The following is a 22,073-nucleotide window of genomic DNA, read 5'->3' on the forward strand; positions in this document are numbered from 1 at the left end:
CCGGGTGAGGTGGCGGTCCGGCCGGACGTGACAGTCTGCGCGCGTGACCCGGCACGTGACCGACGACGAGCGCCGCGCCCGGCTGGTGACCCGCCACCGGCTGGCCCCGCACACCCGCACCGACGACGTCGTCGCGATCAGCGACGACCTGGTCGCGCTGCACTCCACCGACCCGGGCACGGTGTACCTGTCGGCGGCCGCGCGGATGGCGGCCCCGTCGCTCGACCCGGTCGACACCGCGCTGCACACCGACCGCACCCTGCTGCGCCACCACGCGATGCGCCGCACGCTCTGGGTGTTCGGCCACGCCCACGCCGCGCTCGCCCACCACGCCGCCACTGTCGACGTCGCCGCCGTCCAGCGCCGTGACCTGCTGCGTCAGGCCGCCGCGGCCGGCCACGCCGACCCCGAGGCCTGGTACGCAGAGGCCGCCGACCGGGTCCTGGAGGTGCTCGCCGAGCGGGGCCCGACCGCCGCCCGCGACGTCGCCCGCGCACTGCCCGACCTCGCCGCGCAGCGGCTCGTCCTGCCCGGCGGGGGCCCGCAGCCCGCCCACACCCGGGTGCTGCTGGTGCTCGGGTTCGAGGGCCGGGTGCTGCGGACCCGGCCGATCGGGACGTGGGTCAACGGTCAGTACCACTGGGCCGCCGCCGACGACTGGGTCCCCGGCGGGATCGGCCCCGCGCCCGGCCCGGACGGCGGCACCCGTCGCGCCGCCGCGGCCGGGCTGGCCCGCGCCCAGCTGCGGGCGTTCGGGCCGGTCCGCCGCGACGACCTGAAGTGGTGGGCGGGCTGGACCGTCGCCACCACCACCACGGCGCTGGCCGACGTCGGCGCGGTCGAGGTGACCCTCGACGGCGGGGGCACCGGGTTCCTGCTCCCCGACGACCTCGACCCGGTCCCCGATCCCGGGCCGTCGGTGGCGCTGCTGCCGTGCCTCGACCCGTCGACGATGGGCTGGAAGGCCCGCGACTGGTACCTGCCCGCCGAGGTGGCACCGGAGCTGTTCGACCGCAACGGCAACGGCGGCGCGGCGGTCTGGGTGGACGGTCGCATCGTCGGGATCTGGGCGCAGCGCCCGGACGGCGAGATCGCGACCCTGCTGCTCACGCCGGTCGCGGCCCGGGCGCGGGCGGAGGTGGCGGCCGCCGCGCGACGGCTGCGCGAGCTCCTGGGCGACGCCCGGGTCTCCGCCCGCTTCCCCGCCCCCGCCCAGCCCCGGCTGCTCGCCTGACGGCACCCCTCCCGGGGTGCCGTCCGGCAGGGCTCACTCCAGGTCGAGCCCCAGGTCCAGCGCGGTGACCGAGTGGGTCAGCCCGCCGACGGCGAGGAAGTCGACGCCGGTGGCCGCGTAGTCCCGGGCGCTGCCCAGGGCCAGCCCGCCGGAGGACTCCAGCAGCGTCGCCCGGTCCCCGCGCCGCCGCACCGCCTCGGCCGTCTCCGCGACGGTGAAGTTGTCCAGCAGCACCAGCTCGGCGGCGAGCTCCAGGACCTCGTCGAGCTGGTCGAGCGAGTCGACCTCCACCTCGCACGGCAGGTCCGGGGCGAGCGCGCGGGCCGCGGCCAGCGCCGCGGACACCGACCCGGCCGCCGCGACGTGGTTGTCCTTGATCAGCACCGCGTCGCCGAGCCCGAGCCGGTGGTTCACCCCGCCGCCGCACCGCACGGCGTACTTCTCCAGCAACCGCAGTCCCGGCAGCGACTTGCGGGTGTCCCGGATCCGGGCCCCGGTGCCGTCGACGGCGTCCACCCAGGCGCGGGTGGCCGTCGCGATCCCGGACAGGTGCGTGAGCAGGTTCAGCGCCGTGCGCTCGGCGGTGAGCAGCCCGCGGACCGGGGCCCGCACCGTGAGCGCCGGGGTCCCGGCGGTGAGCCGGTCACCGTCGGCGGCCCCGGCGAGCACCGTGTAGCCGCCCGCGCCCAGCACCTCGTCGAGCACGGCGCGGGCGGCCGGGAGCCCGGCGAGCACCCCGTCGGCCCGCGGGGTGAACGACGCGGTCGCCACGGCCCCGGCGGGCACGGTCGCCGCCGTCGTCGCGTCCGGGCCGTAGCGCAGGTCCTCCTCCAGCGCGGTGCGCACGACGCGCAGCAGGTCGTCGGGGTCGGGGACACCGACCTCGGTGACCCCGCCGACCCCGGCGGCGACGGCGCTCATGCGACACCCGCCAGCGCCTCGCCGGCCACGACGACCGGCCGTCCCGTGGCGTCGACCCGCACCCGCAGCGACGAGCGCTGGTACGTGTCGTCGCGGTCCGGGAAGTCGGTGCGCACGTGGCAGCCGCGGGTCTCCCGGCGGGTGCCGGCCGCGGCCAGCACGGCCTGGGCGATCAGGGTGAGCGCGGCGTCCTCGACTCCGGCGCGGCCGGCCGGGACCGCGGTGGCGGTGACGGCCTCGATCGCGTCCGACGCCCCGGCGAGCCCGGCGGCGTCGCGGCCGATCCCGGCGCTCACCGACATGGCCCGCTGCACCACGGTGCGGTCGGCCACCGGCAGCGCCGGGACCGTCGCGGCCGGGGTCGGCACCCCGGTCGGACCGGCGTCGGCGAGCACCGCGCGGACCACCCGCTCCCCCACGACCAGCCCCTCCAGCAGCGAGTTCGACGCCAGCCGGTTCGCCCCGTGCAGCCCCGTCCGGGCGACCTCGCCCGCGGCGTAGAGGCCGGGCACCCCGGTCCGGCCGGACGTGTCGGTGACGACGCCGCCGCAGGCGTAGTGCGCGGCGGGGGTCACCGGGATCGGCTCGGTCAGCGGGTCGATCCCGGCGGCCCGGCAGGACGCGTACACGGTCGGGAACCGTGCGGCGAACCCGTCGAGCGCGGTGGCGTCGAGCCAGGCGCACTCGCTGCCGGTCTCGGCCATCCGGCGGGTGATCGCCGCGGCGACGACGTCGCGCGGGGCGAGGTCGGCCCGCGGGTGGACCCCGGCCATGAACGCGGTGCCGGCCCGGTCGCGCAGGACCGCGCCCTCACCGCGGACGGCCTCGGTCACCAGCGGGCGACGCCCGGCGGTGCCGCTGCCGGGGCCGGTCCACAGCACGGTCGGGTGGAACTGCACGAACTCCAGGTCCGCGGCGACCGCACCGGCGCGCAGGGCGAGCGCGACGCCGTCGCCGGTGGAGGTGCCCGGGTTGGTGGTGGAGGCGTAGAGCTGGCCGTAGCCGCCGGTCGCGAGCAGCACCGCGGGCGCGGACAGCACCCCGGCGCGGCCGTGGGCGTCGAGCACCGTGAGGCCGGCGACCCGGCCTGCGTCGCGCAGCACGTCGGCGGCGACGTGCCCGTCGAGCACGGTGAGCTGCGCCGAGCGGGTGGCGGCGACCAGGGCGCGCTCGATCTCCGCGCCGGTCGCGTCGCCCCCGGCGTGGACCACCCGGTACGCCGAGTGGCCGCCCTCGCGCGTGCGGTCCAGCCGGCTGCCGCGGGCGTCGAACAGCGCACCGCGTTCGCGCAGCCTGCGCACCGCGTCCGGCCCGGCGCGCACGATCGTCCCGACCGCGGCGACGTCGTTCAGCCCGCCGCCCGCGGCGACGGTGTCGGCGACGTGGGAGTCGAGCGTGTCCCCGGCGATGTCGCCGAGCACGACGGCCACCCCGCCCTGCGCCCAGCGGGTGGAGCCCTCGCCGATGCCGTCCTTGGTGACGACCACGACGCGCAGCCCGGCCGCGGCCGCGTCGAGCGCGGCGGTCAACCCGGCCACCCCGGACCCGACGACGACCAGGTCGGCGCCGGCCTCCCAGCTCACCCCCCGCGCCGTCACTCCCCGCCTCCGGGCTGACCGATCTCGATCATCCGCTGCACGGCGGCGCGGCCGCGCGCGGCGAGGTCGGGGTCGACGTGGACCTCGTCGGTGCCCTCGCGGACCGACCGCAGCAGCGCCTCGGCGGTGATCATCTTCATGTAGGGGCAGGACGCGTTCTCGTTCACCGCGCGGAACTCGATCTCCGGGGCGGCCAGGCGCAGCTGGTGCAGCATCCCGACCTCGGTCGCGACGAGCACCTCCGTCGCGCCGGTGGCGCGGGCGGCGTCGATCATGCCGCCGGTGGAGAGGATCCTGACCTGCTCGGCGGGCACCGCGCCGGTGCCCGCCAGGTAGAGCGCGGAGGTCGCGCAGCCGCACTCGGGGTGCACGAACAGGTCGGCGCCGGGGTGGGCCGCGGCCCGGTCGGTGAGCTGCTTGCCGTTGATGCCGGCGTGCACGTGGCACTCCCCGGCCCAGACGTGCATGTTCTCCCGCTCCAGGGTGCGCCGGACGTGCGCGCCGAGGAACTGGTCGGGCAGGAACAGCACCTCGCGGTCGCGCGGGATCGAGTCGACGACCTCGACGGCGTTGGAGGAGGTGCAGCAGATGTCGGTCTCCGCCTTCACCGCGGCGGTGGTGTTGACGTAGGAGACGACGACGGCGCCCGGGTGCTCGGCCTTCCACTCCCGCAGCTGGTCGGCGGTGATCGAGTCGGCCAGCGAGCAGCCGGCCCGCGCGTCGGGGATCAGCACGGTCTTGTCCGGGCTGAGGATCTTGGCGGTCTCGGCCATGAAGTGCACGCCGCAGAACACGATCGTCGACGCCTGCGACTCGGCCGCGATCCGGGACAGCGCGAGCGAGTCCCCCACGTGGTCGGCGACGTCCTGGATCTCGGGCAGCTGGTAGTTGTGCGCCAGCAGGACCGCGTCCCGCTCGCGGGCCAGCGCACGCACCTCGTCGGCCCAGCCGGGGTCGGTCCCCGTGCCGCCGGGTGCCGTCAGCGTTCCGGTCATTGCGCCCTCCCGGGCCGTGTCGGGTTTTCGCCTAGCGGGCGGAAACTGGTCGGATAGTAGCACCGGTCGTGCGCCACCGGCACCTCCGTCGTGACCGGGACCTCACCTGACGGACACCCCGCCGTCACGTCCCGGTGCCGCGGCCGGTCCGCCCTAGGCTGGGCCCGTGACACCGCCACCCGCCCTGCACGAGGTCCTCGCCGTCGTGCTCAGGATCCGGGAGGGCCGGGCGGGCGCCCTGCTCTGGCAGCGCGCCCTGGACCCGGACGCCGGACGCTGGGCACTGCCCGGCGGCACCCTGGGCCCCGACGAGGACGTCGAGACCTCCGTGCGCCGCCAGCTGGCCGAGAAGGTCGACGTCCGCGAGGTCGCCCACGTCGAGCAGCTGTCGGTGTTCTCCGACCCGGCCCGTTCACCCGGCAAGCGCCGCATCGCCACCGCGTTCCTCGGCCTGGTCCCCTCCGACGCGGACCCGGAGCTGCCCGAGGACACCGCGTGGCACGAGGTCGAGGACCTGCCCGCGACCGCGTTCGACCACGCCGCGATCGTCGCGGCGGCGCGGGACCGCCTGCGCGCCAAGCTCTCCTACACCAACCTCGGGTTCGCGCTCGCCCCCGCGGAGTTCACGATCTCGGCGCTGCGCGAGCACTACGTCGCCGCGCTGGGCCACGAGGTGTCGGCGACGAACCTGCAACGCGTCCTCACCCGTCGCGGCCTGCTGGAGCCCACCGGGGAGGTCGTCCCGTCGGGCCGTTCCGGCGGCCGCCCGGCCGCGGTGTTCCGGTTCACCGACCGCGGGATGCGGGTCACCGACGCGTTCGCCGTGCTCCGGCCACCTGCGCGACCCGGCGGGCCCCGCGACGGCGTACTACCGTGAGCCGGTGTCCGCCATGCTTCCGCTGTTCCCGTTGGGGACGGTGCTGATGCCGGGTGCGGCGCTTCCCCTCCACATCTTCGAGCCCCGCTACCGCCAGCTCACCGTCGACCTGCTCACCGGTGCCGTCCCCGACCGCGAGTTCGGTGTCGTCGCGGTGCGCGAGGGCCATTCGCCGGACCGCTCCGGGGCCGCCGGGATGCACGCCGTCGGCTGCACGGCGGTACTCATCGACGCCCGCCGGCTGCCCGACGGCCGCTACGACGTCGTCACCCGCGGGGCCCGCCGCTTCCGCCTGCTCGACCTCGACGCGGGCTCGCACTCCTACCTCTGCGGCGAGGTCGAGTTCCTGCCCGACGACACCGGCGACGAGGCCGACCCGCGGCTGGTGGCGATGCTGGAGCGTTCCGCCCGCGCGGCGCACCGCGAGTACTGCGACACCGCGTGGCGGACCGGCGACTGGTCCGAGCCCGCCGACGACACCCCCACCGCCGACCTCGCGCACCTGCTGGCCGGGGACTGCCTGCTGCCCCTGGGCGACCGCCAGCTCCTGCTGGAGCAGACCAGCGCGGTGCAGCGGCTCCGGGAGATCCGCAGGCTGCTCGCCCGCGAGCGCGGCCTGCTGGAGACCCTGCGGGCGGTGCCCGCGCCGCTCGGGTCGTTCCCCGACGAGCACAGCCCGAACTGAGCTCACCCGCCGACGGCGAGGTGCGGCCCGTCCCAGCGCCGGCGCAGCCACCGGTCGTGCGAGGTGACGACGACGGTCCCCGGCGCGGTCCCGAGCGCCGCCTCCAGCTCTCCGGCCAGCCGCAGCGAGACGTGGTTGGTCGGCTCGTCGAGCAGCAGCAGGTCCGGGGCGTCGGCGACGGCGACGGCCAGGGCAAGCCGCCGTCGCTGGCCGAGGCTGAGCTCCCCGACCGCGGTGCCGTGCTCACGCGGATGCAGCAGCCCCAGCTCGCGCAGCGGGACGGTCTCGGCCCGCTCCACGCCGACGGCGTCGGCGTAGGCGGCCGCGGCGCTGCGGTCGGGCGGGCCGACGTCGGGGTCCTGGGCCAGCAGTCCGACCCGGCGCGCCCGCACGTCCACGGTGCCCGCGTCCGGTGCGAGGTCGGCGTGCAGGACCGCCAGCAGGGTCGACTTCCCGGCCCCGTTCGGGCCGGTGACCAGAAGCTTCTCCCCCACGGCCAGGTCGAGCAGGTCGAGCCGCAGCCGGCCGTCGACCCGCAGGTCCCGGATGCTCACGGCGAGCCCGCCGGCCGGGGCGTCGCCGGTGAGGTGCCCGGCGAACTCCAGCGGCCGGGGCGGCTTGCGGACCGCCTCGCGCTCGGCGGTCTCCAGGCGGCGCTGCGCGTCGTGGACGCGGCGGGCCCGGGTGCGTTCGACGCCCGCCCCCTTGAAGGCGTGGACGAACTTGTCGTTGTCGCGCGGGCCGCGCCCGGGGGCGATCGTCGACAGCCCGGCCCGCGACTTCTCCCGCAGCGCGGCGATCTCCTCCTGCTCCGCGGCGAAGCGCTCCTCCCAGCGGCGGCGGCTCGCCGCGGCGGCGTCGAGGTACTCGGTGAACGAGCCGCCGAACCGGCGTCCGCCGTACCCGTCGGTGCCGAGCTCGCCGGCGTCGAGGTCGAGCAGCTCGGTGCAGACCCGGTCGAGGAAGGTGCGGTCGTGGCTCGCCGCGACGACGACGCCCGGCAGCTCCACCAGCGAGCGTTCCAGCAGCTCCAGGGCGGCGTCGTCGAGGTGGTTGGTGGGTTCGTCGAGCAGCAGCACCGCGGGGCGGCGGACCAGGGCGGCGGCCATCGCGAGCCGGGTGCGCTCACCCCCGGACAGGGTCGCGACCGGCCGGTCCCGCTCCAGGTCGGCGACGCCGAGCGTGCCCGCGGTGACCTCCGCGCGCCGGTCGGCGTCCCACGCGTCGTGGGCGATCGCCCAGGCCAGCACCCGGTCGTAGGCGGCGGCACCGGTGCCGTCGGCCAGGTCGGCGGCCAGGCGCTCCAGCTCGGCGACGGCGTCGTGCAGCGGGCGCAGCGCGGCGTCGAGCAGGTCGCCGACGGTCCCCCCGTCGCCCAGGTCGGGTTCCTGCGGCAGGTACACCCGGTCCGCGGGCACCGTGAGCGTCCCGCCGTCCGGGGTGTCGACGCCGGCGAGCAGCCGCAGCAGCGTGGACTTGCCCGAGCCGTTCTCCCCGATCAGGCCGACCCGGGTGCCCGGCGCGGCGACGAGGTCGATGCCGTCGAGCACCGGCGGACGGCCGGCGCGGGCGGCGTGGGAACGGACCAGCCCGCGGGCGGTGACGGCGTGGACCTGCTCGGTCGATGACATGACGACGACTCCGGTGGAGACGGGGGAGGACCGCAGGGGCGTGTGCCGCGTCCGCGGTCGAGGGGGTCGTCAGTGCCTCATGATGACGGCGACCCTACCGGGTGCGCCCGCACGGGCGCACCCGGGTTTCAGCGCCAGCCGTAGCGCGACCGCAGCTCGTCCGCGACCCGGTCGAACCGCGCCCGGTCCAGCACCGCACCCTCCCGGCGGATGCCGTGCTCCTCGACCTCCAGCACCCGGTCGAGCCGGATGTAGGAGTCGCGGCCCTCGCGGTCCCAGGCGCCGGAGCCGATCCCGACCCAGTCCGGGTCGTGGGCCCGCTTGTCCTGGCTGGACAGCATCAGCCCGAGCAGCTCGTCACCCGAGCGCCCGACGACGAGCAGCGGCCGGTCCTTGCCCTGGCTCGCGTCCTCCTCGTAGGGCACCCAGGTCCAGACGATCTCGCCGGGGTCCGCGGCGCCGTCGGGCTCGGGGGCGTAGGCGACCTCCCGGGCGCGGTCGCCGGTCGGCGCGGTCCGCACCCGCCCGGCCGTCGGCGGCGGACCCGGTCGCGGCCCGCCGTGACCACCCTGCTGGCCCTGCCGCGGGCTCTGCTGCGGGGTCTGCCGCGACTCCTTCTGCGAGTCCTTCAGGAACTGCATCGCCACGTCCGCGGCCCTGCGCAGGACCGAGCCCCAGTTGATCGCCATGCCCGCCAGCCTGCCGCATGTGCGGCGCGTCACCGCGACCGGGCGCGCATGAACGGTTCCGCATGCGGGCATCCGCCAGGCATGAAGGCGACTCTGATCCACGGGAAGCACGACGTCCGGGTGTCGTCGGACGTCCCCGACCCGAGGCTCCGCGACGACACCGACGCGATCGTGCGGGTGCTGCGCTCCTGCATCTGCGGCAGCGACCTGTGGCCGTACAACGCGGCGGAGGACTCCACCGAGGGCAAACGCATCGGCCACGAGTTCCTCGGCGTCGTCGAGGAGGTCGGGTCCGGCGTCCGGAACCGCAGGAAGGGCCAGCTCGTCGTCGCACCGTTCGTGTGGGCCGACAACACCTGCGACTTCTGCGCCCAGGGCCTGCAGACCTCCTGCCGGCACGGCGGCGGCTGGGGCTCCGACGGCACCGACGGCGGGCAGGGCGAGGCCGTCCGCGTCCCGTTCGCCGACGGCACCCTGGTCCCGATGCCCGGCGAGCCGGACGACGCGCTGCTCGCCTCGATGCTGACCCTGTCCGACGTGTTCCCCACCGGCCACCACGCCGCCGTCTCGGCGCGGGTGCGGCGCGGCGACACCGTCGCCGTCATCGGTGACGGCGCGGTCGGGCTGTCCGCGGTGCTGGCCGCCAGGCGCCTCGGCGCCGAGCGCATCATCCTGCTGGGCCGCCACACCGACCGCACCGACCTGGGCCGGGAGTTCGGCGCCACCGACGTCGTCCCCGAGCGCGGCGACGAGGGCATCGAGAAGGTCCGCGAGCTCACCGGCGGCGACGGCGTCGACGCGGCGCTGGAGTGCGTCGGCTACAGCGAGGCCGTCCGCACCGCCATCGAGATCACCAAGGACGGGCGGCTCGTCGGCCGGGTCGGGGTGTCCCAGTACACCGACGTCCCGCTGGGCGTCGGCGCGTTCATGCGCAACGTCGGCGTGCACGGGGGCGTGGCGCCCGCGCGCGCCTACATCGAGGAGCTGCTGCCCGACGTGCTGGAGGGCACCATCCAGCCGGGGAAGGTCTTCGACCGCACGATCGGCCTCGACGAGGTCCCCGACGGCTACCGCGCCATGAACGACCGCGAGGCCCTCAAGGTCCTGATCAAGCCCTGACCGGACCCGCTACCGGCTGGACCGCTCGCCGTGCCTGCTGCACCGGGCGGTCCAGCCCACCGGGTCGACCTGCACGACCATCCGCCGCGCGCAGTCCGGGCAGAACCGCGGGGGCTCCAGCTCCCGCCGCGCGGAGCACCGGTCGTGGCCCGCCGACGCGTCGGGGTGCCCGCACTGGTCGCAGAACGGGCCGCCGTCCTCGCGGGTGGACGCCTGCACCGGCGCCGTCACAGCGTCTCGTTGAGGGCCTTGATCGGCATCTCCAGCTCGCCGAGCAGGTCGATGTCGGACTCGGCCGGGCGCCCCAGCGTCGTCAGGTAGTTCCCGACGATCACCGCGTTGATCCCGCCGAGCAGGCCCTTGCGGGCGCCGAGGTCGCCGAGGGTGATCTCGCGGCCACCGGCGAAGCGCAGGATCGTGCGCGGCAGCGCCAGGCGGAACGCGGCGACGGTGCGCAGCGCGTCCGGCCCGGACATCGGCTCCAGGTCCCCGAACGGGGTGCCCGGGCGCGGGTTCAGGAAGTTCAGCGGCACCTCGTCGGGCTCCAGCTCGGCGAGCTGCCCGGCGAACTCGGCGCGCTGGTCCAGGGTCTCCCCCATCCCGACGATGCCGCCGCAGCACACCTCCATGCCGGCCTCGCGGACCATGCGCAGGGTGTCCCAGCGCTCCTCCCAGGTGTGGGTGGTGACCACGTTCGGGAAGTGGCTGCGGGCGGTCTCGAGGTTGTGGTTGTAGCGGTGCACGCCCATCGCGGCGAGCTCGTCGACCTGCTCGGCCGTGAGCATCCCCAGCGAGCAGGCGATGTTGATGTCGACCTCGTCCCGGATCGCCGCGATGCCGGCGGCGACCTGGGCCATGAGCCGCGCGTCGGGCCCGCGGACGGCGGCGACGATGCAGAACTCGGTGGCCCCGGTCTTCGCGGTCTGCTTGGCGGCCTCGACGAGCATCGGGATGTCCAGCCAGGCCGAGCGCACCGGCGAGGCGAACAGGCCCGACTGGGAGCAGAAGTGACAGTCCTCCGGGCACCCGCCGGTCTTGAGCGAGATGATCCCCTCGACCTCGACGTCCGGCCCGCACCAGCGCATCCGCACCTCGTGGGCGAGCTCGAGCAGGTCGTCGAGACGGTCGTCGGGCAGGTCGAGCACCTCGCGCACCTGGGTGACGGTGAGGCCGCGGCCCTGCTCGAGGACCTGGTCGCGCGCGACGGTGAGGACGTCGGTCCGGGCGGTCGTCATGCCCGTGGATCTTGCCAGTCCCCCAGCTGGATCGGACCCAGTGTGTCCCGGGCCACCGCGGTGAAACGGTCCGGTGTCACCCGTCCGAGCCCCTCGGGCAGCAGGCCGCGGACCAGCACCCGGGTGATCATCGGCAGGTCCTCGAGGTTGCAGCGCTCGGCCAGGTCGGGCGCCGCGGGCCAGGACCCGATCACGATCCCCGCGCAGGTCAGGCCGCGCGCCCGGAGCGCCTCGACGGTGAGGGCGGTGTGGTTGAGCGTGCCGAGCCCGGCCGCCGCGACCACCACGACCGGGGCGTCGAGCAGCCGGGCGACGTCGGCGAGGGTGCCGCCCTCGTCGGTGAACCGGACGAGCAGCCCACCCGCACCCTCGACGAGGACGAGGTCGTGGTGGTCGGCCAGCGTCCGCGCGGTCACCGCGGCCTGCTCCGGGGTCACCGGGCGTGCCCCGCAGCGCCGGGCCGCGGTCGCCGGGGCCAGCGGGTCGGGGTAGCGGGCCAGCTCCCGGGTGGTGACCCCGGGGACGAGGCGGGCGACCTCGTCGACGTCGCCGGGGTCGTCCGGGCCGATCCCGGTCTGGGCGGGCTTGAGCACCGCCACCCGCTCCCCCGCCGCGACCGCGACGGCGGCCAGCGCGGCGGTGGCGACGGTCTTGCCGACACCGGTGCCGGTACCGGTGACGACCACGAACCGCCCGGTCACGCCGGGGCCCCCGTCCGGGCGTCGGCGAGCACCTCGGCGAGCACGCCGGTCGCGAACGACAGCTGCGCCCCGGTCAGCCCGGCGCGGGCGGTGAGCCGCAGCCGGGAGGTGCCCGGCGGGACCGACGGCGGCCGGAAGCAGCCCACCCGCAGCCCGCGCCGCAGGCAGGCGGCGGCCGCGGCGACCGCGGGGCCGGGCTCGCCCAGCACCACCGGGACGACCGCGGACACCGGCACCGCCGCGTCGCAGGCGGCGGCGAGCGCACCGGCGACCCGCAGCACGTCCGCGGCCCGCTCGGGCTCGGAGGCGAGCACCCGCAGCGCGGCCAGCGCCGCACCCGTCGCGGCGGGGGCGAGGCCGGTGTCGAAGATGAACGAGCGCGCGGAGTCGACCAGGTGCGCGGTGACCGCGGCCGGGCCGAGCACCGCACCGCCCTGGCTGCCCAGCGCCTTGGACAGGGTCACGGTGGCGACGACGTCGTCCGCCCCGGCCAGCCCGGTCTCGGCGAGCAGGCCGCGCCCGCCCGGGCCGCGGACCCCGAGACCGTGGGCCTCGTCGGCGAGCAGCACCGCGCCGCGGGCCCGGCAGACCCGGTGCAGCGCGGCGAGCGGGGCGAGGTCGCCGTCGGCGGACCCGACCGAGTCGGTGACGACGAGCGCGCGGGTCTCGGTGCGGGCGGCCAGCGCGGCGTCGACGGCGTCGACGTCGGCGTGCGGCACGACGACCACCCGGGCCCGGGACAGCCGGCAGGCGTCGACCAGGGAGGCGTGCGCGGCGGCGTCGGACACGATCAGCGCGCCGGGGCCGGTGAGCGCGGTGACCACCCCGAGGTTGGCGGTGTAGCCGGAGGAGAACACCAGGGCGTCGTCGTGGCCGCAGAACGCGGCGAGCTCGGCCTCCAGCTCGGCGTGCAGCGCGGTCGAGCCGGTGACCAGCCGCGACCCGGTGGCGCCCGCACCCCAGGTGCGCAGCGCCGCGGTCGCCCCGGCGACGACCCGCGGGTCGGCCGAGAGCCCGAGATAGTCGTTGCCGGCGAGGTCGAGTGCGGGCCCGCCCGCGGGGTCGGCCGGACGCGGGGACAGCCTGCGGCGCAGACCGGCCTCGGTTCGGGCGCGGGCGTGGGTGTCGAGCCAGGCCAGCGGGCGGGGTCCGGGCGGCGTCGGGTCGGGGCCGGTCACGCCCACACCCTAGGCACGACGGAGCCCCGCCCACCCTGAGGTGTACGGGGCTCCGTGGGTCGTGCGGACGCCGGGTCAGGCCTGCGGCGCCTCGCCCTGCTGCTTCTCCTGCTCGGCGACGGCGGCACGGACCTCGTCCATGTCGACCGCCTTCACCTGGCCGATGAGGTCCTCGAGGGCCTCGGCGGGCAGCGCGCCCGGCTCGGAGTAGAGCACCACGCCGTCGCGGACGGCCATCACGGTCGGGATCGAGGAGATCCCGAACGCGCCGGCCAGCGCCTGCTGGGCCTCGGTGTCGACCTTGCCGAAGGTCACGTCCTGGTGCTTCTCGGAGGCGGCGTCGTAGACGGGGGCGAACTGGGTGCACGGCCCGCACCAGGACGCCCAGAAGTCGATGAGCACGGTCGTCCCGGGCGCGCCCACGACGTCGTCGAAGTTGTCGGTGGTCAGTTCCACGGTGGCCATACGGTCCCCAACGACGTCGTGGGTGCGGATTGTTCCCGGATGCGCGGGCTCAGACCTTCAGCAGCCGGCGGGCGGCGGCGGTGGCCCCGTGACCGTGTCCGGCGGCGATCCGGTCGAGGTCCGAGCCCCCGGTGCCGACGTCGGCGCGGGGCTCGACGAACCGGCCCGCGGCCTCGTCGAGGACGAGCACACGGGCGCTGCGGATGTCGTAGAACAGGCCCAGGACTTCGGCGCCGGAGTCCTGCGCCCGCAGCATCTCCAGCTGCATCGTGACGTTCACCATCGCCAGCTGGTCGGCCTCGCCGAACCCGTCCCGTGCGGCGGCGACGGCGACCGGGTGACCGTTCTCGTAGGCGCGCAGCACCGGCCGTGCCTCGCGCAGCCACTGGCCGAGCGCGGAGTCCCCGCTCGCGCCGCCGGCGAGCAGCCCCTGCATCGCGCCGCAGCCGGAGTGGCCGCAGACGGCGACGATCGGGACGTCGAGGGTGCCGGTGGCGAACTCGACGGCGGCCGCGGTGCCGGGCCCGACGACGAGGTTGCCGACGTTCTGCACGGTGAACACGTCGCCCGGGCCGCTGTGGGTGATGACGTGCGGCAGCACCCGGGAGTCCGCGCAGGTGATCATCATCGCGGACGGGGACTGCCCGTCGGCGAGCCCGGTCATGGTCGGGAGGATCGCCTCGGAGGTGTTGTCGTGGTACGCGGCGACGCCGGCCATCAGCGTCCCCGACGCGTGCCCCTCGGTCTCCCTGCCCTGCCACTCGCCCCAGGTCAGGAAGCCGGCGCCGGGCGCGGTGGCGCGGCGGGCCTGCTCGGGCTCGATCACGGTCACGGTGGCGCCGGTGCCCTCGTGGCGGGCCTTCCAGGCGAGCAGGTGGTCGTAGGCGGCGTGGTCGAGGTAGTCGGTGACCAGCCGCACGGTGACGTCGCAGCCGCGCGGGACGGAGTTCAGCTCGCGGGACAGCCGCGGCACGGCCAGGAAGCTCAGCGAGCCCTCGACGACGAGCTCGCAGCTGCCGTCGTCGGCCTGCTCCAGGTGCGGGCGGGACCGGACGGCGCGCCAGAGCAGCATCAGCCCGGCCAGGACCAGCCCGATGACGACGCCCTCGAGCAGGTTCAGGAACACGACGCCGAGCAGGGTGGCGGCGTAGATGGCCAGCTCACCGTGCTGGCGGGCGGTGCGGATCTCGGCCGGCTTGACCAGGCCGACACCCATCATGACCAGCAGACCGGCCAGTGCGGCCATCGGGATGAGCTCGATGACGCCGATCAGGACGATCGCGAACAGCGCGATCCAGACGCCGTGCAGCACCGCCGACGCGCGGGTCTCGGCGCCGGCCTTGACGTTCGCGGCGGACCGGACGATCACCCCGGTGATGGGCAGGCCGCCGATCATGCCGGAGACGGTGTTGGCGGCACCCTGGCCGAGCAGCTCACGGTCGGTGTCGGTGCGGGTGCCGGGCTTCATGCGCTCCACCGCGACGGCGGACAGCAGCGACTCGACGCTCGCGATCAGCGCGATGGTCAGCATGCCGAACAGCACGCCGCCCCAGTTCGACTCCGGCAGCGCGGGCAGCGACAGCGCGTCCAGGAGCGAGCCCCCCAGCTGCACCCGGACGACGTCGGCGAAGGCGAGGGAGACGACGGTGGCCGTGACGATCGCGACCAGCGCGGCCGGGACGACGGTCAGCGTCGCGGGCAGCCGGTTCCAGGTCAGCATGATCGCGATGACGATGCCGCCGAGGAGCAGCGCGGGCCAGGACAGGTTCGCGATCGCGCCGGGCAGCGCGGCGATCGAGTTGACGCCGCCGGTCTGCGCCTGGCCACCGAACACGACGTTCAGCTGGCCGAGGGCGATGGTGGCGCCGATGCCCGCGAGCATGCCGTGGACGACGGCGGGCGGGATGGCCTGGGCGAACCGGGACAGCCGGGTCAGCCCGAAGACGATCTGCAGGACACCGGCGCCCGCGGTGATCAGCGTGGTGACCTGCCAGCCGAAGGTGTTGACCAGCTCGGCGACGATGACGGTCAGACCGGCGGCGGGGCCGGAGACCTGGAGCTTCGAGCCGCCGAGCAGACCGGCGACGACGGCACCGACGACGGCGGCGATGAGGCCGGCCAGGATCGGGGCGCCGGAGGCGACGGCGATGCCCAGCGAGAGGGGCACCGCCACGAGGAACACGACGATCGAGGCGGAGAGGTCCGCCCGGGCGTGCGGGAACGTGCGGCCGAACCAGGAGCCGCCCGGCGGCGAGTGCTCACCGCGGCCGGACTCGGCCGGGGCGTGCTCGTGGTCCTGCACGCGGTGTTCGGTGTTACTGGTGGTGCTGGAGTGACTGTGCGTGGCCACCGGATCCTCCGTATCGGTCCGTGGGGGGCGCCGGACCGCGACGGTGCGGTCGACTGGGGCGGGTCGCGCGGTGCGCGACCGGCGGTGCGGGTGCGGCCGACCGGACGAATGCGATCGGCCGACACCGTTTCACTCCGACCACGGAAACGGATCATGATGAGAGCGCTTCTCATCGTTTCGGACGCCCACGACGAAACGCCCGGTCAGCGCCGTACACCTCTGCGTAACGTGAGGTGGAACACACCGAAGTCCACCGGATCGGTGGCCCGGATCACGGTCTCAGTGCTGATCGCGGTGCGGTTCCCGCTGCCCCGCAAGGGCTGCGGCCCGCATCCCGGCGGTGATCAGCGCGACGTCGTCACGGGTGCTGACGAACGGCGGCATCGCGTAGACGAGGTTGCGGAAGGGCCGCAGCCAGACCCCGGCGAGCACCGCGGCGGCGGTCGCGGCGGCGACGTCGACCTCCTCGGCCATCTCGACGACACCGATCGCGCCCAGGATCCGGACCTCCCGCACCCCCGGCAGCGACCGGGCGGGGGCCAGCCCGGCGCGCAGCCCGGCGGCGACGTCCTTCACCTCGCGCCGCCAGTCGCGTTCGAGCAGCAGCGACACCGAGGCGTGGGCGACGGCGGCGGCGAGCGGGTTGCCCATGAACGTCGGCCCGTGCATGAGCACGCCGGCCTCGCCGTCGGTGATGCCGCGGGCCACCCGGCTGCTGCACAGGGTCGCGGCCATCGTCAGGTAGCCGCCGGTCAGCGCCTTGCCGACGCACATGACGTCCGGGGCGACGGCGGCGTGGTCGGCGGCGAACAGCTCGCCGGTGCGGCCGAAGCCGGTGGCGATCTCGTCGAACACGAGCAGCACGTCGTGGGCGTGGCACAGCTCGCGCAGCACGTGCAGGTAGCGGGGGTCGTGGAAGCGCATCCCCCCGGCGCCCTGCACCACCGGCTCGACGACGACCGCGGCCAGCTCGTCGGCGTGGGTCTCGACGAGCTCGGCGAGGTGGGCGACGTAGTCGTGGGTGAAGTCCTCGGGCGGGGCGTCGGCGAACACCTGCTGCGGGAGGACGTCGGACCAGAGCGAGTGCATGCCGCCGTCGGGGTCGCAGACGCTCATCGCGCCGAAGGTGCCGCCGTGGTAGCCGCGCCGCCACGTCATCAGCCGGTGCTTGCCGGGGCGGCCGCGGGACCGCCAGTACTGCAGGCACATCTTGATGGCGACCTCGACCGACACCGAGCCGGAGTCGGCCAGGAACACGTGCTCCAGCCCCTCCGGGCTGACGTCCACGAGCAGCCGGGCCAGGTCGACGGCCGGGCCGTGGGTCAGGCCGCCGAACATCACGTGGCTCATCCGGCCGAGCTGGTCGCGCACCGCCGCATCGAGCCGCGGGTGGCGGTAGCCGTGGATGGCCGACCACCACGACGACATCCCGTCGACGAGCTCACGGCCGTCGGGCAGCCTCAGCCGCACCCCCTGCGCGGACTCCACGACGATCGGCGCCCGGGTCGCCGGCATCGGCGCGTAGGGGTGCCAGACGTGGTCCCGGTCGGTGGCGAGCAGTGCCCCCGTGTCGAGCGGGGATCCGGAGAGGGTCGGGTCCGGGACACGCCCGGGGCCTGCGGTGGTCACGGACGCCCACGCTAGTGCCGACCCTCTACGCTGGCCCGACCATGGCCACGCCCGACTCCGTGTACGAGCCGGAGGGGCCCGACGGGTCGGCCCTGCGCCGTCGCGAGCTCGGGCAGACCTCCGCCCGATCGTTGCTGCTCACCGTGCTGGGCGAGTTCGTCCTCCCAGCCGGGGAACCGGTCTGGACCCGGGCCCTGCTCGACGTGCTGGGCGCGCTCGGGGTGGAGGCCAAGTCGGCCCGCCAGGCGCTGGCCCGCACCGCGGGCGAGGGCCTGCTGACCTCCGACCGCGACGGCCGCCGGGTCCGCTGGTCACTCACCCCCGCCGGGTCGCAGCTGCTGTCCGACGGCGCCGCCCGCATCTACGGCTTCGGCCGTCCGACGACCGGCTGGGACGGCCGCTGGCTGGTCCTGCTCGCCTCGGTCCCGGAGTCGCGCCGACGCCTGCGCCACCGGCTGCGCACCCGGCTGGCCTGGGCCGGGCTGGGCTCCCCCGCCCCCGGGGTGTGGGTCAGCCCCGACCCCGGCAAGGAGGCCCGGGTCGCGGCGGTGCTCGACGAGCTCGACCTCGCCGGGTCCGGGTACTCCTTCGTCGGGCACTATGGCGGCATCGGCCGCGCCGACGACATCGTCGCCCAGGCCTGGGACCTCGACGTCGTGGAACGGGCCTACTCGGAGTTCCTCGACGAGTTCGGCCCGCACCTCGACCCGGACTCCGACGCGTCCGCCGCCGACGACGGCTGCGACGTCCTCGCCCGCCAGGTCCGCCTGGTCCACGCCTGGCGACGGTTCCCGTTCCTGGACCCCGAGCTGCCCGCCGAGCTGCTGCCCGAGCAGTGGGCCGGGTCCCGCGCGGCGGAGCTGTTCACCACGCTGCACGAGCGCTGGGACGCCCCCGCCCGCGCCGCCTGGGTCGACCTGGCCCGCCGAGCCTGAGCGCCGCGCCGGACCGGTCGGTGCCACAGCCACACCCCGTCCCGGGCACCCACACCCGTGGCAACGGGTGTGGACACCCGGCGAGGGGTGTGGCTGGTCAGCCGCCGAGGCAGCCGGGGCCGAGCAGAGCCTTCAGGTCCCCCATCAGCGCCGAGGTGTGCATGACCTTGAGCGAGTCGTCCAGCCGCAGGGCCGTCATCTTGGTGCCGTAGACCAGGGTCAGGTGCACCTCGGAGGTACCGGGGTGGTGGGTCAGCACCTCCTTGAGCTTCGCGACGCGCTCGGGGGTGCACTGGTCGGTGCGCAGGCTGACCCGGATCGGCAGCCCGGCCTCGCCGGTGGCCAGCTCGGGCACCGCGAGGTCGTTCGCGATCAGCGAGACGCGGTCGTCGCGCTTGTTGACCCGCGCCTTGACCAGCACGATCGCGTCCTCGGCGACGTCGACGCCGACCACCTGGTATGCCCGCGGGAAGAACAGCACCTCGATGCCGCCGGCGAGGTCCTCGATCTGCGCCGACGCCCACGGCTCGCCGTTCTTGTTCACCCGGCGGTTGACGTTGGCGAGGATGCCGCCGACCGTGACCTGCGCACCCTCGGCGACCGAGCCCTCGACGATGTCGGCGATCGACGTGTCGGACTTCGCGGCGAGCGCCTGCTCGAGGCCCTGCAACGGGTGCCCGGACACGTAGAGACCGAGCATCTCCCGCTCGACGGCGAGCTTGTGCTTGGTGTCCCACTCCTCGTCGGGCACCTTCACGTCGAAGATGCCGCCGAGGCCGCCGTCGTCGCCCTCGCCCGGGCCGTCCAGCGACCCGAACAGGTCGAACTGGCCCATCGAGGCGGCCTTCTTGGTGCTCATCACCGCGTCGATGGCGTCGGCGTGCACGAGCAGCAGGCCCTTGCGGGAGTGGCCGAGCGAGTCGAACGCGCCCGCCTTGATCAGCGACTCGACGACCTTCTTGTTGCAGACGACCGCGTCGACCTTGCGCAGGAAGTCGGAGAAGTCGACGAAGTTCCCCTTCTCCCGCCGCGCGGCGACGATCGCGTCGACGACGTTGTGCCCGACGTTGCGGATGCCGCCGAGGCCGAAGCGGATGTCGTCGCCGACCGGGGCGAAGTTGCGCACCGAGTCGTTGACGTCGGGCGGGAGGACCGTGATGCCCATCCGGCGGCACTCCGCCAGGTAGACCGCGGCCTTGTCCTTGTCGTCGCGCACCGAGGTGAGCACGCCGGCCATGTACTCGGCCGGGTAGTTCGCCTTGAGGTAGGCCGTCCAGTAGGACACCACGCCGTAGGCGGCGGAGTGGGCGCGGTTGAAGGCGTAGTCGGAGAACGGGAGCAGGATGTCCCAGAGCGTCTTGACCGCGGCCGCGGAGTAGCCGTTGTCCTTCATGCCCTGGGCGAAGCCGGCGTACTCCTTGTCCAGGATCTCCTTCTTCTTCTTGCCCATCGCGCGGCGGAGCAGGTCCGCCTGGCCGAGCGTGTAGCCCGCCAGCACCTGCGCGATGGACATGACCTGTTCCTGGTACACGATCAGGCCGAAGGTCTCACCGAGGACGTCCTTGAGCGGCTCGGCCAGCTCCGGGTGGATCGGCGTGATCTCCTGCCGGCCGTTCTTGCGGTCGGCGTAGTCGTTGTGCGCGTTCGCGCCCATCGGGCCCGGGCGGTACAGCGCGCCGACCGCGGAGATGTGCTCGAACTCGCTGGGTGCCATGCGGCGCAGCAGGTCCCGCATCGGACCGCCGTCGAGCTGGAACACGCCGAGGGTGTCACCGCGGGAGAGCAGCTCGTAGGTCGGGCGGTCGTCGAGCTCGACCTTGTCCAGGTCGACGGCGGGCTTGCCGTTGAGCTCGATGTTCTCCAGGGCGTCGTCGAGGATGGTGAGGTTCCGCAGCCCCAGGAAGTCCATCTTCAGGAGACCGATGGTCTCGCAGACGCCCATGTCGAACTGCGTGATGATCGCGCCGTCGGACTCGCGGCGCTGGATCGGGATGACGTCGATCAGCGGTGTCGAGGACATGATCACGCCCGCGGCGTGCACACCCCACTGCCGCTTCAGTCCCTCGAGGCCCCGCGCAGTGTCGACGATCTCCTTGACCTGCGGGTCCGCCTCGTAGAGGGCACGGACCTCGGTCGCCTCGGAGTACCGCTTGTGCGACGGGTCGAAGATGCCCGACAGCGGGATGTCCTTGCCCATCACCGCGGGCGGCATGGCCTTGGAGATGCGGTCGGCGACGGAGTAGCCGGGCTGGCCGAAGAGCACCCGCGCCGAGTCCTTGATCGCGGCCTTCGCCTTGATCGTGGAGTAGGTGATGATCTGCGCGATCCGGTCCTCGCCGTACTTCTCGGTGACGTAGCGGATCATCTCGCCGCGCCGGCGCTCGTCGAAGTCCATGTCGATGTCGGGCATCGACACACGGTCCGGGTTCAGGAACCGCTCGAAGATCAGCTTGTGCCGGATCGGGTCGAGGTCGGTGATGCCCAGGACGTAGGCGACCAGCGAGCCCGCCGCCGAGCCACGGCCGGGGCCGCAGCGGATGCCGACCGACTTGGCGTGCTGGATGAGGTCCGCGGTCACCAGGAAGTAGCCGGGGTAGCCCATCTTGATGATGACGCCGACCTCGTAGTTGGCCTGCTGGCGGTACTTCTCGGTGACGCCGTCGGGGAACCGCATGTGCAGTCCCCGCTCGACCTCCTTGATCAGCCAGGACTCCTCGGTCTCCCCCTCGGGGACGGGCGCCTTGGGCTGGAGGTCCTGGCCGGTGGTGAAGTCGATGTTGCAGCGCTCGGCGACGAGGAGCGTGTTGTCGCAGGCCTCGGGGTGGATCGGGTCCCAGAGCTGGCGCATCTCGGCGGCGGACTTGAGGTAGAAGTCCTGCGCGTCGAACTTGAACCGGTTCGGGTCCGCGAGGGTCTTGCCGGTCTGGACGCACAGGAGCACCTCGTGCGCCTTCGTGTCGTCCGGGTAGGTGTAGTGCAGGTCGTTCGTCGCGAGGCCGGGCAGGTCGAGCTTGTCCTTGAGCCGGAACAGCTCCTCCTGGACCTGCTTCTCGATCCCGATGCCGTGGTCCATCAGCTCCAGGAAGAAGTTGTCCTTCCCGAAGATGTCCCGGTAGTCGCTCGCGGCCTGGCAGGCGGCGTCGAAGTCGTTCTGCTGGAGCAGGCGCGCGACCTCGCCGGACGGGCAGCCCGTCGTCGCGATCAGGCCCTTGCCGTACTTCTCCAGCAGCTCGCGGTCCATACGCGGCTTGTAGTAGTACCCCTCGAGGCTGGCCAGCGAGGAGAGCCGGAAGAGGTTGTGCATCCCCTCCGTGTTCTCCGCGAGCAGCGTCATGTGGGTGTACATGAGGTCGGGGTTGTTCTCGCTGCCGTTGCCCAGCGCGGTGCGCTTGCGCTCGTGCCGCGACCCGGGCGCGAGGTAGCCCTCCATGCCGATGATCGGCTTGACGTCGTGCGCCTTCGCCTTGCGCCAGAACTCGAAGGCGCCGTACACGTTGCCGTGGTCGGTCATCGCGATGGCCGGCATCTCGTGCTTGGCGGCCTCGGAGAACAGGTCGTCGAGCCGGGCGGCGCCGTCCAGCATCGAGAACTCGGTGTGCGTGTGCAGATGGACGAAGGAGCGGTTCCCGGATCCGGCACTGCCCATGTGTGTCCCGCGCTCCTCTCCCGCGCCGCTGGGACGGCGCGGACCTCCACTGGTGCGCACGCCCGTCGGGGCGGACGTGCCGACACCGGGCCGGTGGCCCGGACGGGCAGGGACGACGGCGCCGGTGCGCGGGCCTGGCGGGGCCCGCTCCCCGAAGCCGGTGGACCCTGCGGGTCCGGACCGAA

The 22,073-nt window shown here is 74.6% G+C and carries 18 protein-coding genes; 5 read left to right on the forward strand and 13 right to left on the reverse strand.

Annotated elements, in window-relative coordinates; translation table 11 throughout:
• Nucleotides 1–43 precede the first annotated feature (43 nt).
• Nucleotides 44–1,234, forward strand: a complete 1,191-nt coding sequence (locus KPL60_RS10040; RefSeq protein WP_226365628.1) for a DNA glycosylase AlkZ-like family protein — start codon at nucleotides 44–46, stop codon at nucleotides 1,232–1,234.
• A 33-nt stretch (nucleotides 1,235–1,267) separates the two neighbouring features.
• Here KPL60_RS10040 and nadC read toward each other — a convergent pair whose 3' ends face one another.
• From nadC to nadA, 3 genes are read right to left on the reverse strand one after another with little or no spacing between them, the layout of a single operon-like run.
• Nucleotides 1,268–2,155: a carboxylating nicotinate-nucleotide diphosphorylase gene (nadC, locus tag KPL60_RS10045; RefSeq protein ID WP_226365629.1), complete on the reverse strand. Its 888-nt coding sequence runs from the start codon at nucleotides 2,153–2,155 to the stop codon at nucleotides 1,268–1,270.
• Nucleotides 2,152–3,738 (reverse strand): L-aspartate oxidase, encoded by a 1,587-nt coding sequence (locus KPL60_RS10050; protein WP_226365630.1) that lies wholly within the window; start codon nucleotides 3,736–3,738, stop codon nucleotides 2,152–2,154. Before KPL60_RS10050 ends, nadC begins: the two co-directional genes overlap by 4 nt.
• Nucleotides 3,739–3,749: 11 nt before the next feature.
• Nucleotides 3,750–4,748 carry a quinolinate synthase NadA gene (gene nadA / locus KPL60_RS10055; protein ID WP_226356254.1) on the reverse strand — a complete coding sequence of 333 codons (999 nt, stop codon included), beginning with the start codon at nucleotides 4,746–4,748 and terminating at the stop codon, nucleotides 3,750–3,752.
• A gap of 166 nt (nucleotides 4,749–4,914) precedes the next feature.
• Between nadA and KPL60_RS10060 the strand changes: the two genes are divergently transcribed.
• Both KPL60_RS10060 and KPL60_RS10065 read left to right on the forward strand, forming a co-directional pair.
• Complete coding sequence (locus tag KPL60_RS10060; RefSeq protein WP_374203846.1) at nucleotides 4,915–5,625, forward strand: NUDIX domain-containing protein; 711 nt, start codon at nucleotides 4,915–4,917, stop codon at nucleotides 5,623–5,625.
• A 13-nt stretch (nucleotides 5,626–5,638) separates the two neighbouring features.
• Nucleotides 5,639–6,310 carry an LON peptidase substrate-binding domain-containing protein gene (locus KPL60_RS10065; RefSeq protein ID WP_226356707.1) on the forward strand — a complete coding sequence of 224 codons (672 nt, stop codon included), beginning with the start codon at nucleotides 5,639–5,641 and terminating at the stop codon, nucleotides 6,308–6,310.
• Between the two features lie 2 nt (nucleotides 6,311–6,312).
• Here KPL60_RS10065 and KPL60_RS10070 read toward each other — a convergent pair whose 3' ends face one another.
• On the reverse strand, nucleotides 6,313–7,941 hold the full coding sequence (locus tag KPL60_RS10070; RefSeq protein ID WP_226365631.1) for an ABC-F family ATP-binding cassette domain-containing protein: 1,629 nt from the start codon (nucleotides 7,939–7,941) through the stop codon (nucleotides 6,313–6,315).
• A gap of 128 nt (nucleotides 7,942–8,069) precedes the next feature.
• Nucleotides 8,070–8,630 carry a type II toxin-antitoxin system PemK/MazF family toxin gene (locus KPL60_RS10075; RefSeq protein ID WP_226365632.1) on the reverse strand — a complete coding sequence of 187 codons (561 nt, stop codon included), beginning with the start codon at nucleotides 8,628–8,630 and terminating at the stop codon, nucleotides 8,070–8,072.
• Between the two features lie 81 nt (nucleotides 8,631–8,711).
• Here KPL60_RS10075 and KPL60_RS10080 point away from each other — a divergent pair, with 81 nt between their 5' ends.
• On the forward strand, nucleotides 8,712–9,749 hold the full coding sequence (locus KPL60_RS10080; protein ID WP_226365633.1) for a zinc-dependent alcohol dehydrogenase family protein: 1,038 nt from the start codon (nucleotides 8,712–8,714) through the stop codon (nucleotides 9,747–9,749).
• Between the two features lie 9 nt (nucleotides 9,750–9,758).
• On the opposite strand, the gene KPL60_RS10085 is transcribed toward KPL60_RS10080, so the two are convergent.
• From KPL60_RS10085 to KPL60_RS10115, 7 genes are all read right to left on the reverse strand, one after another.
• Nucleotides 9,759–9,980 (reverse strand): hypothetical protein, encoded by a 222-nt coding sequence (locus tag KPL60_RS10085; protein ID WP_226365634.1) that lies wholly within the window; start codon nucleotides 9,978–9,980, stop codon nucleotides 9,759–9,761.
• Nucleotides 9,977–10,984 (reverse strand): biotin synthase BioB, encoded by a 1,008-nt coding sequence (bioB, locus tag KPL60_RS10090; RefSeq protein ID WP_226365635.1) that lies wholly within the window; start codon nucleotides 10,982–10,984, stop codon nucleotides 9,977–9,979. Before bioB ends, KPL60_RS10085 begins: the two co-directional genes overlap by 4 nt.
• Complete coding sequence (bioD, locus tag KPL60_RS10095; RefSeq protein WP_226365636.1) at nucleotides 10,981–11,685, reverse strand: dethiobiotin synthase; 705 nt, start codon at nucleotides 11,683–11,685, stop codon at nucleotides 10,981–10,983. Before bioD ends, bioB begins: the two co-directional genes overlap by 4 nt.
• Nucleotides 11,682–12,863 (reverse strand): 8-amino-7-oxononanoate synthase, encoded by a 1,182-nt coding sequence (locus KPL60_RS10100; RefSeq protein WP_226365637.1) that lies wholly within the window; start codon nucleotides 12,861–12,863, stop codon nucleotides 11,682–11,684. The genes bioD and KPL60_RS10100 overlap by 4 nt, the downstream gene beginning before the upstream one ends.
• A 75-nt stretch (nucleotides 12,864–12,938) precedes the next feature.
• Nucleotides 12,939–13,328: a co-chaperone YbbN gene (locus KPL60_RS10105; RefSeq protein ID WP_020623876.1), complete on the reverse strand. Its 390-nt coding sequence runs from the start codon at nucleotides 13,326–13,328 to the stop codon at nucleotides 12,939–12,941.
• Nucleotides 13,329–13,377: 49 nt separating this feature from the next.
• A complete protein-coding gene (locus KPL60_RS34600) occupies nucleotides 13,378–15,678 on the reverse strand; it encodes a bifunctional SulP family inorganic anion transporter/carbonic anhydrase (protein ID WP_226365638.1) in 2,301 nt (766 codons plus the stop codon).
• Between the two features lie 279 nt (nucleotides 15,679–15,957).
• Nucleotides 15,958–17,307 carry an adenosylmethionine--8-amino-7-oxononanoate transaminase gene (locus KPL60_RS10115; RefSeq protein ID WP_226365639.1) on the reverse strand — a complete coding sequence of 450 codons (1,350 nt, stop codon included), beginning with the start codon at nucleotides 17,305–17,307 and terminating at the stop codon, nucleotides 15,958–15,960.
• Between the two features lie 41 nt (nucleotides 17,308–17,348).
• Between KPL60_RS10115 and KPL60_RS10120 the strand changes: the two genes are divergently transcribed.
• Nucleotides 17,349–18,242, forward strand: coding sequence for a PaaX family transcriptional regulator C-terminal domain-containing protein (locus tag KPL60_RS10120; protein ID WP_226365640.1), 894 nt, complete (start codon nucleotides 17,349–17,351; stop codon nucleotides 18,240–18,242).
• 97 nt (nucleotides 18,243–18,339) lie between these two features.
• On the opposite strand, the gene dnaE is transcribed toward KPL60_RS10120, so the two are convergent.
• On the reverse strand, nucleotides 18,340–21,888 hold the full coding sequence (gene dnaE / locus KPL60_RS10125; RefSeq protein WP_226356243.1) for a DNA polymerase III subunit alpha: 3,549 nt from the start codon (nucleotides 21,886–21,888) through the stop codon (nucleotides 18,340–18,342).
• Nucleotides 21,889–22,073: the final 185 nt, after the last annotated feature.

This window comes from Pseudonocardia sp. ICBG162 (assembly GCF_020496225.1).
In the GTDB taxonomy this organism is placed as follows: Bacteria; Actinomycetota; Actinomycetes; order Mycobacteriales; family Pseudonocardiaceae; genus Pseudonocardia; species Pseudonocardia alni.

Excerpts from the sequence above, each read along its gene's own strand:
- nadC (WP_226365629.1), bottom strand. The coding sequence starts at position 2,155 with ATGAGCGCCGTCGCCGCCGGGGTCGGCGGGGTCACCGAGGTCGGTGTC.
- nadA (WP_226356254.1), bottom strand. The coding sequence starts at position 4,748 with ATGACCGGAACGCTGACGGCACCCGGCGGCACGGGGACCGACCCCGGC.
- KPL60_RS10065 (WP_226356707.1), top strand. The coding sequence starts at position 5,639 with ATGCTTCCGCTGTTCCCGTTGGGGACGGTGCTGATGCCGGGTGCGGCG.
- KPL60_RS10070 (WP_226365631.1), bottom strand. The coding sequence starts at position 7,941 with ATGTCATCGACCGAGCAGGTCCACGCCGTCACCGCCCGCGGGCTGGTC.
- KPL60_RS10075 (WP_226365632.1), bottom strand. The coding sequence starts at position 8,630 with ATGGCGATCAACTGGGGCTCGGTCCTGCGCAGGGCCGCGGACGTGGCG.
- KPL60_RS10080 (WP_226365633.1), top strand. The coding sequence starts at position 8,712 with ATGAAGGCGACTCTGATCCACGGGAAGCACGACGTCCGGGTGTCGTCG.
- bioB (WP_226365635.1), bottom strand. The coding sequence starts at position 10,984 with ATGACGACCGCCCGGACCGACGTCCTCACCGTCGCGCGCGACCAGGTC.
- KPL60_RS10105 (WP_020623876.1), bottom strand. The coding sequence starts at position 13,328 with ATGGCCACCGTGGAACTGACCACCGACAACTTCGACGACGTCGTGGGC.
- KPL60_RS10120 (WP_226365640.1), top strand. The coding sequence starts at position 17,349 with ATGGCCACGCCCGACTCCGTGTACGAGCCGGAGGGGCCCGACGGGTCG.
- dnaE (WP_226356243.1), bottom strand. The coding sequence starts at position 21,888 with ATGGGCAGTGCCGGATCCGGGAACCGCTCCTTCGTCCATCTGCACACG.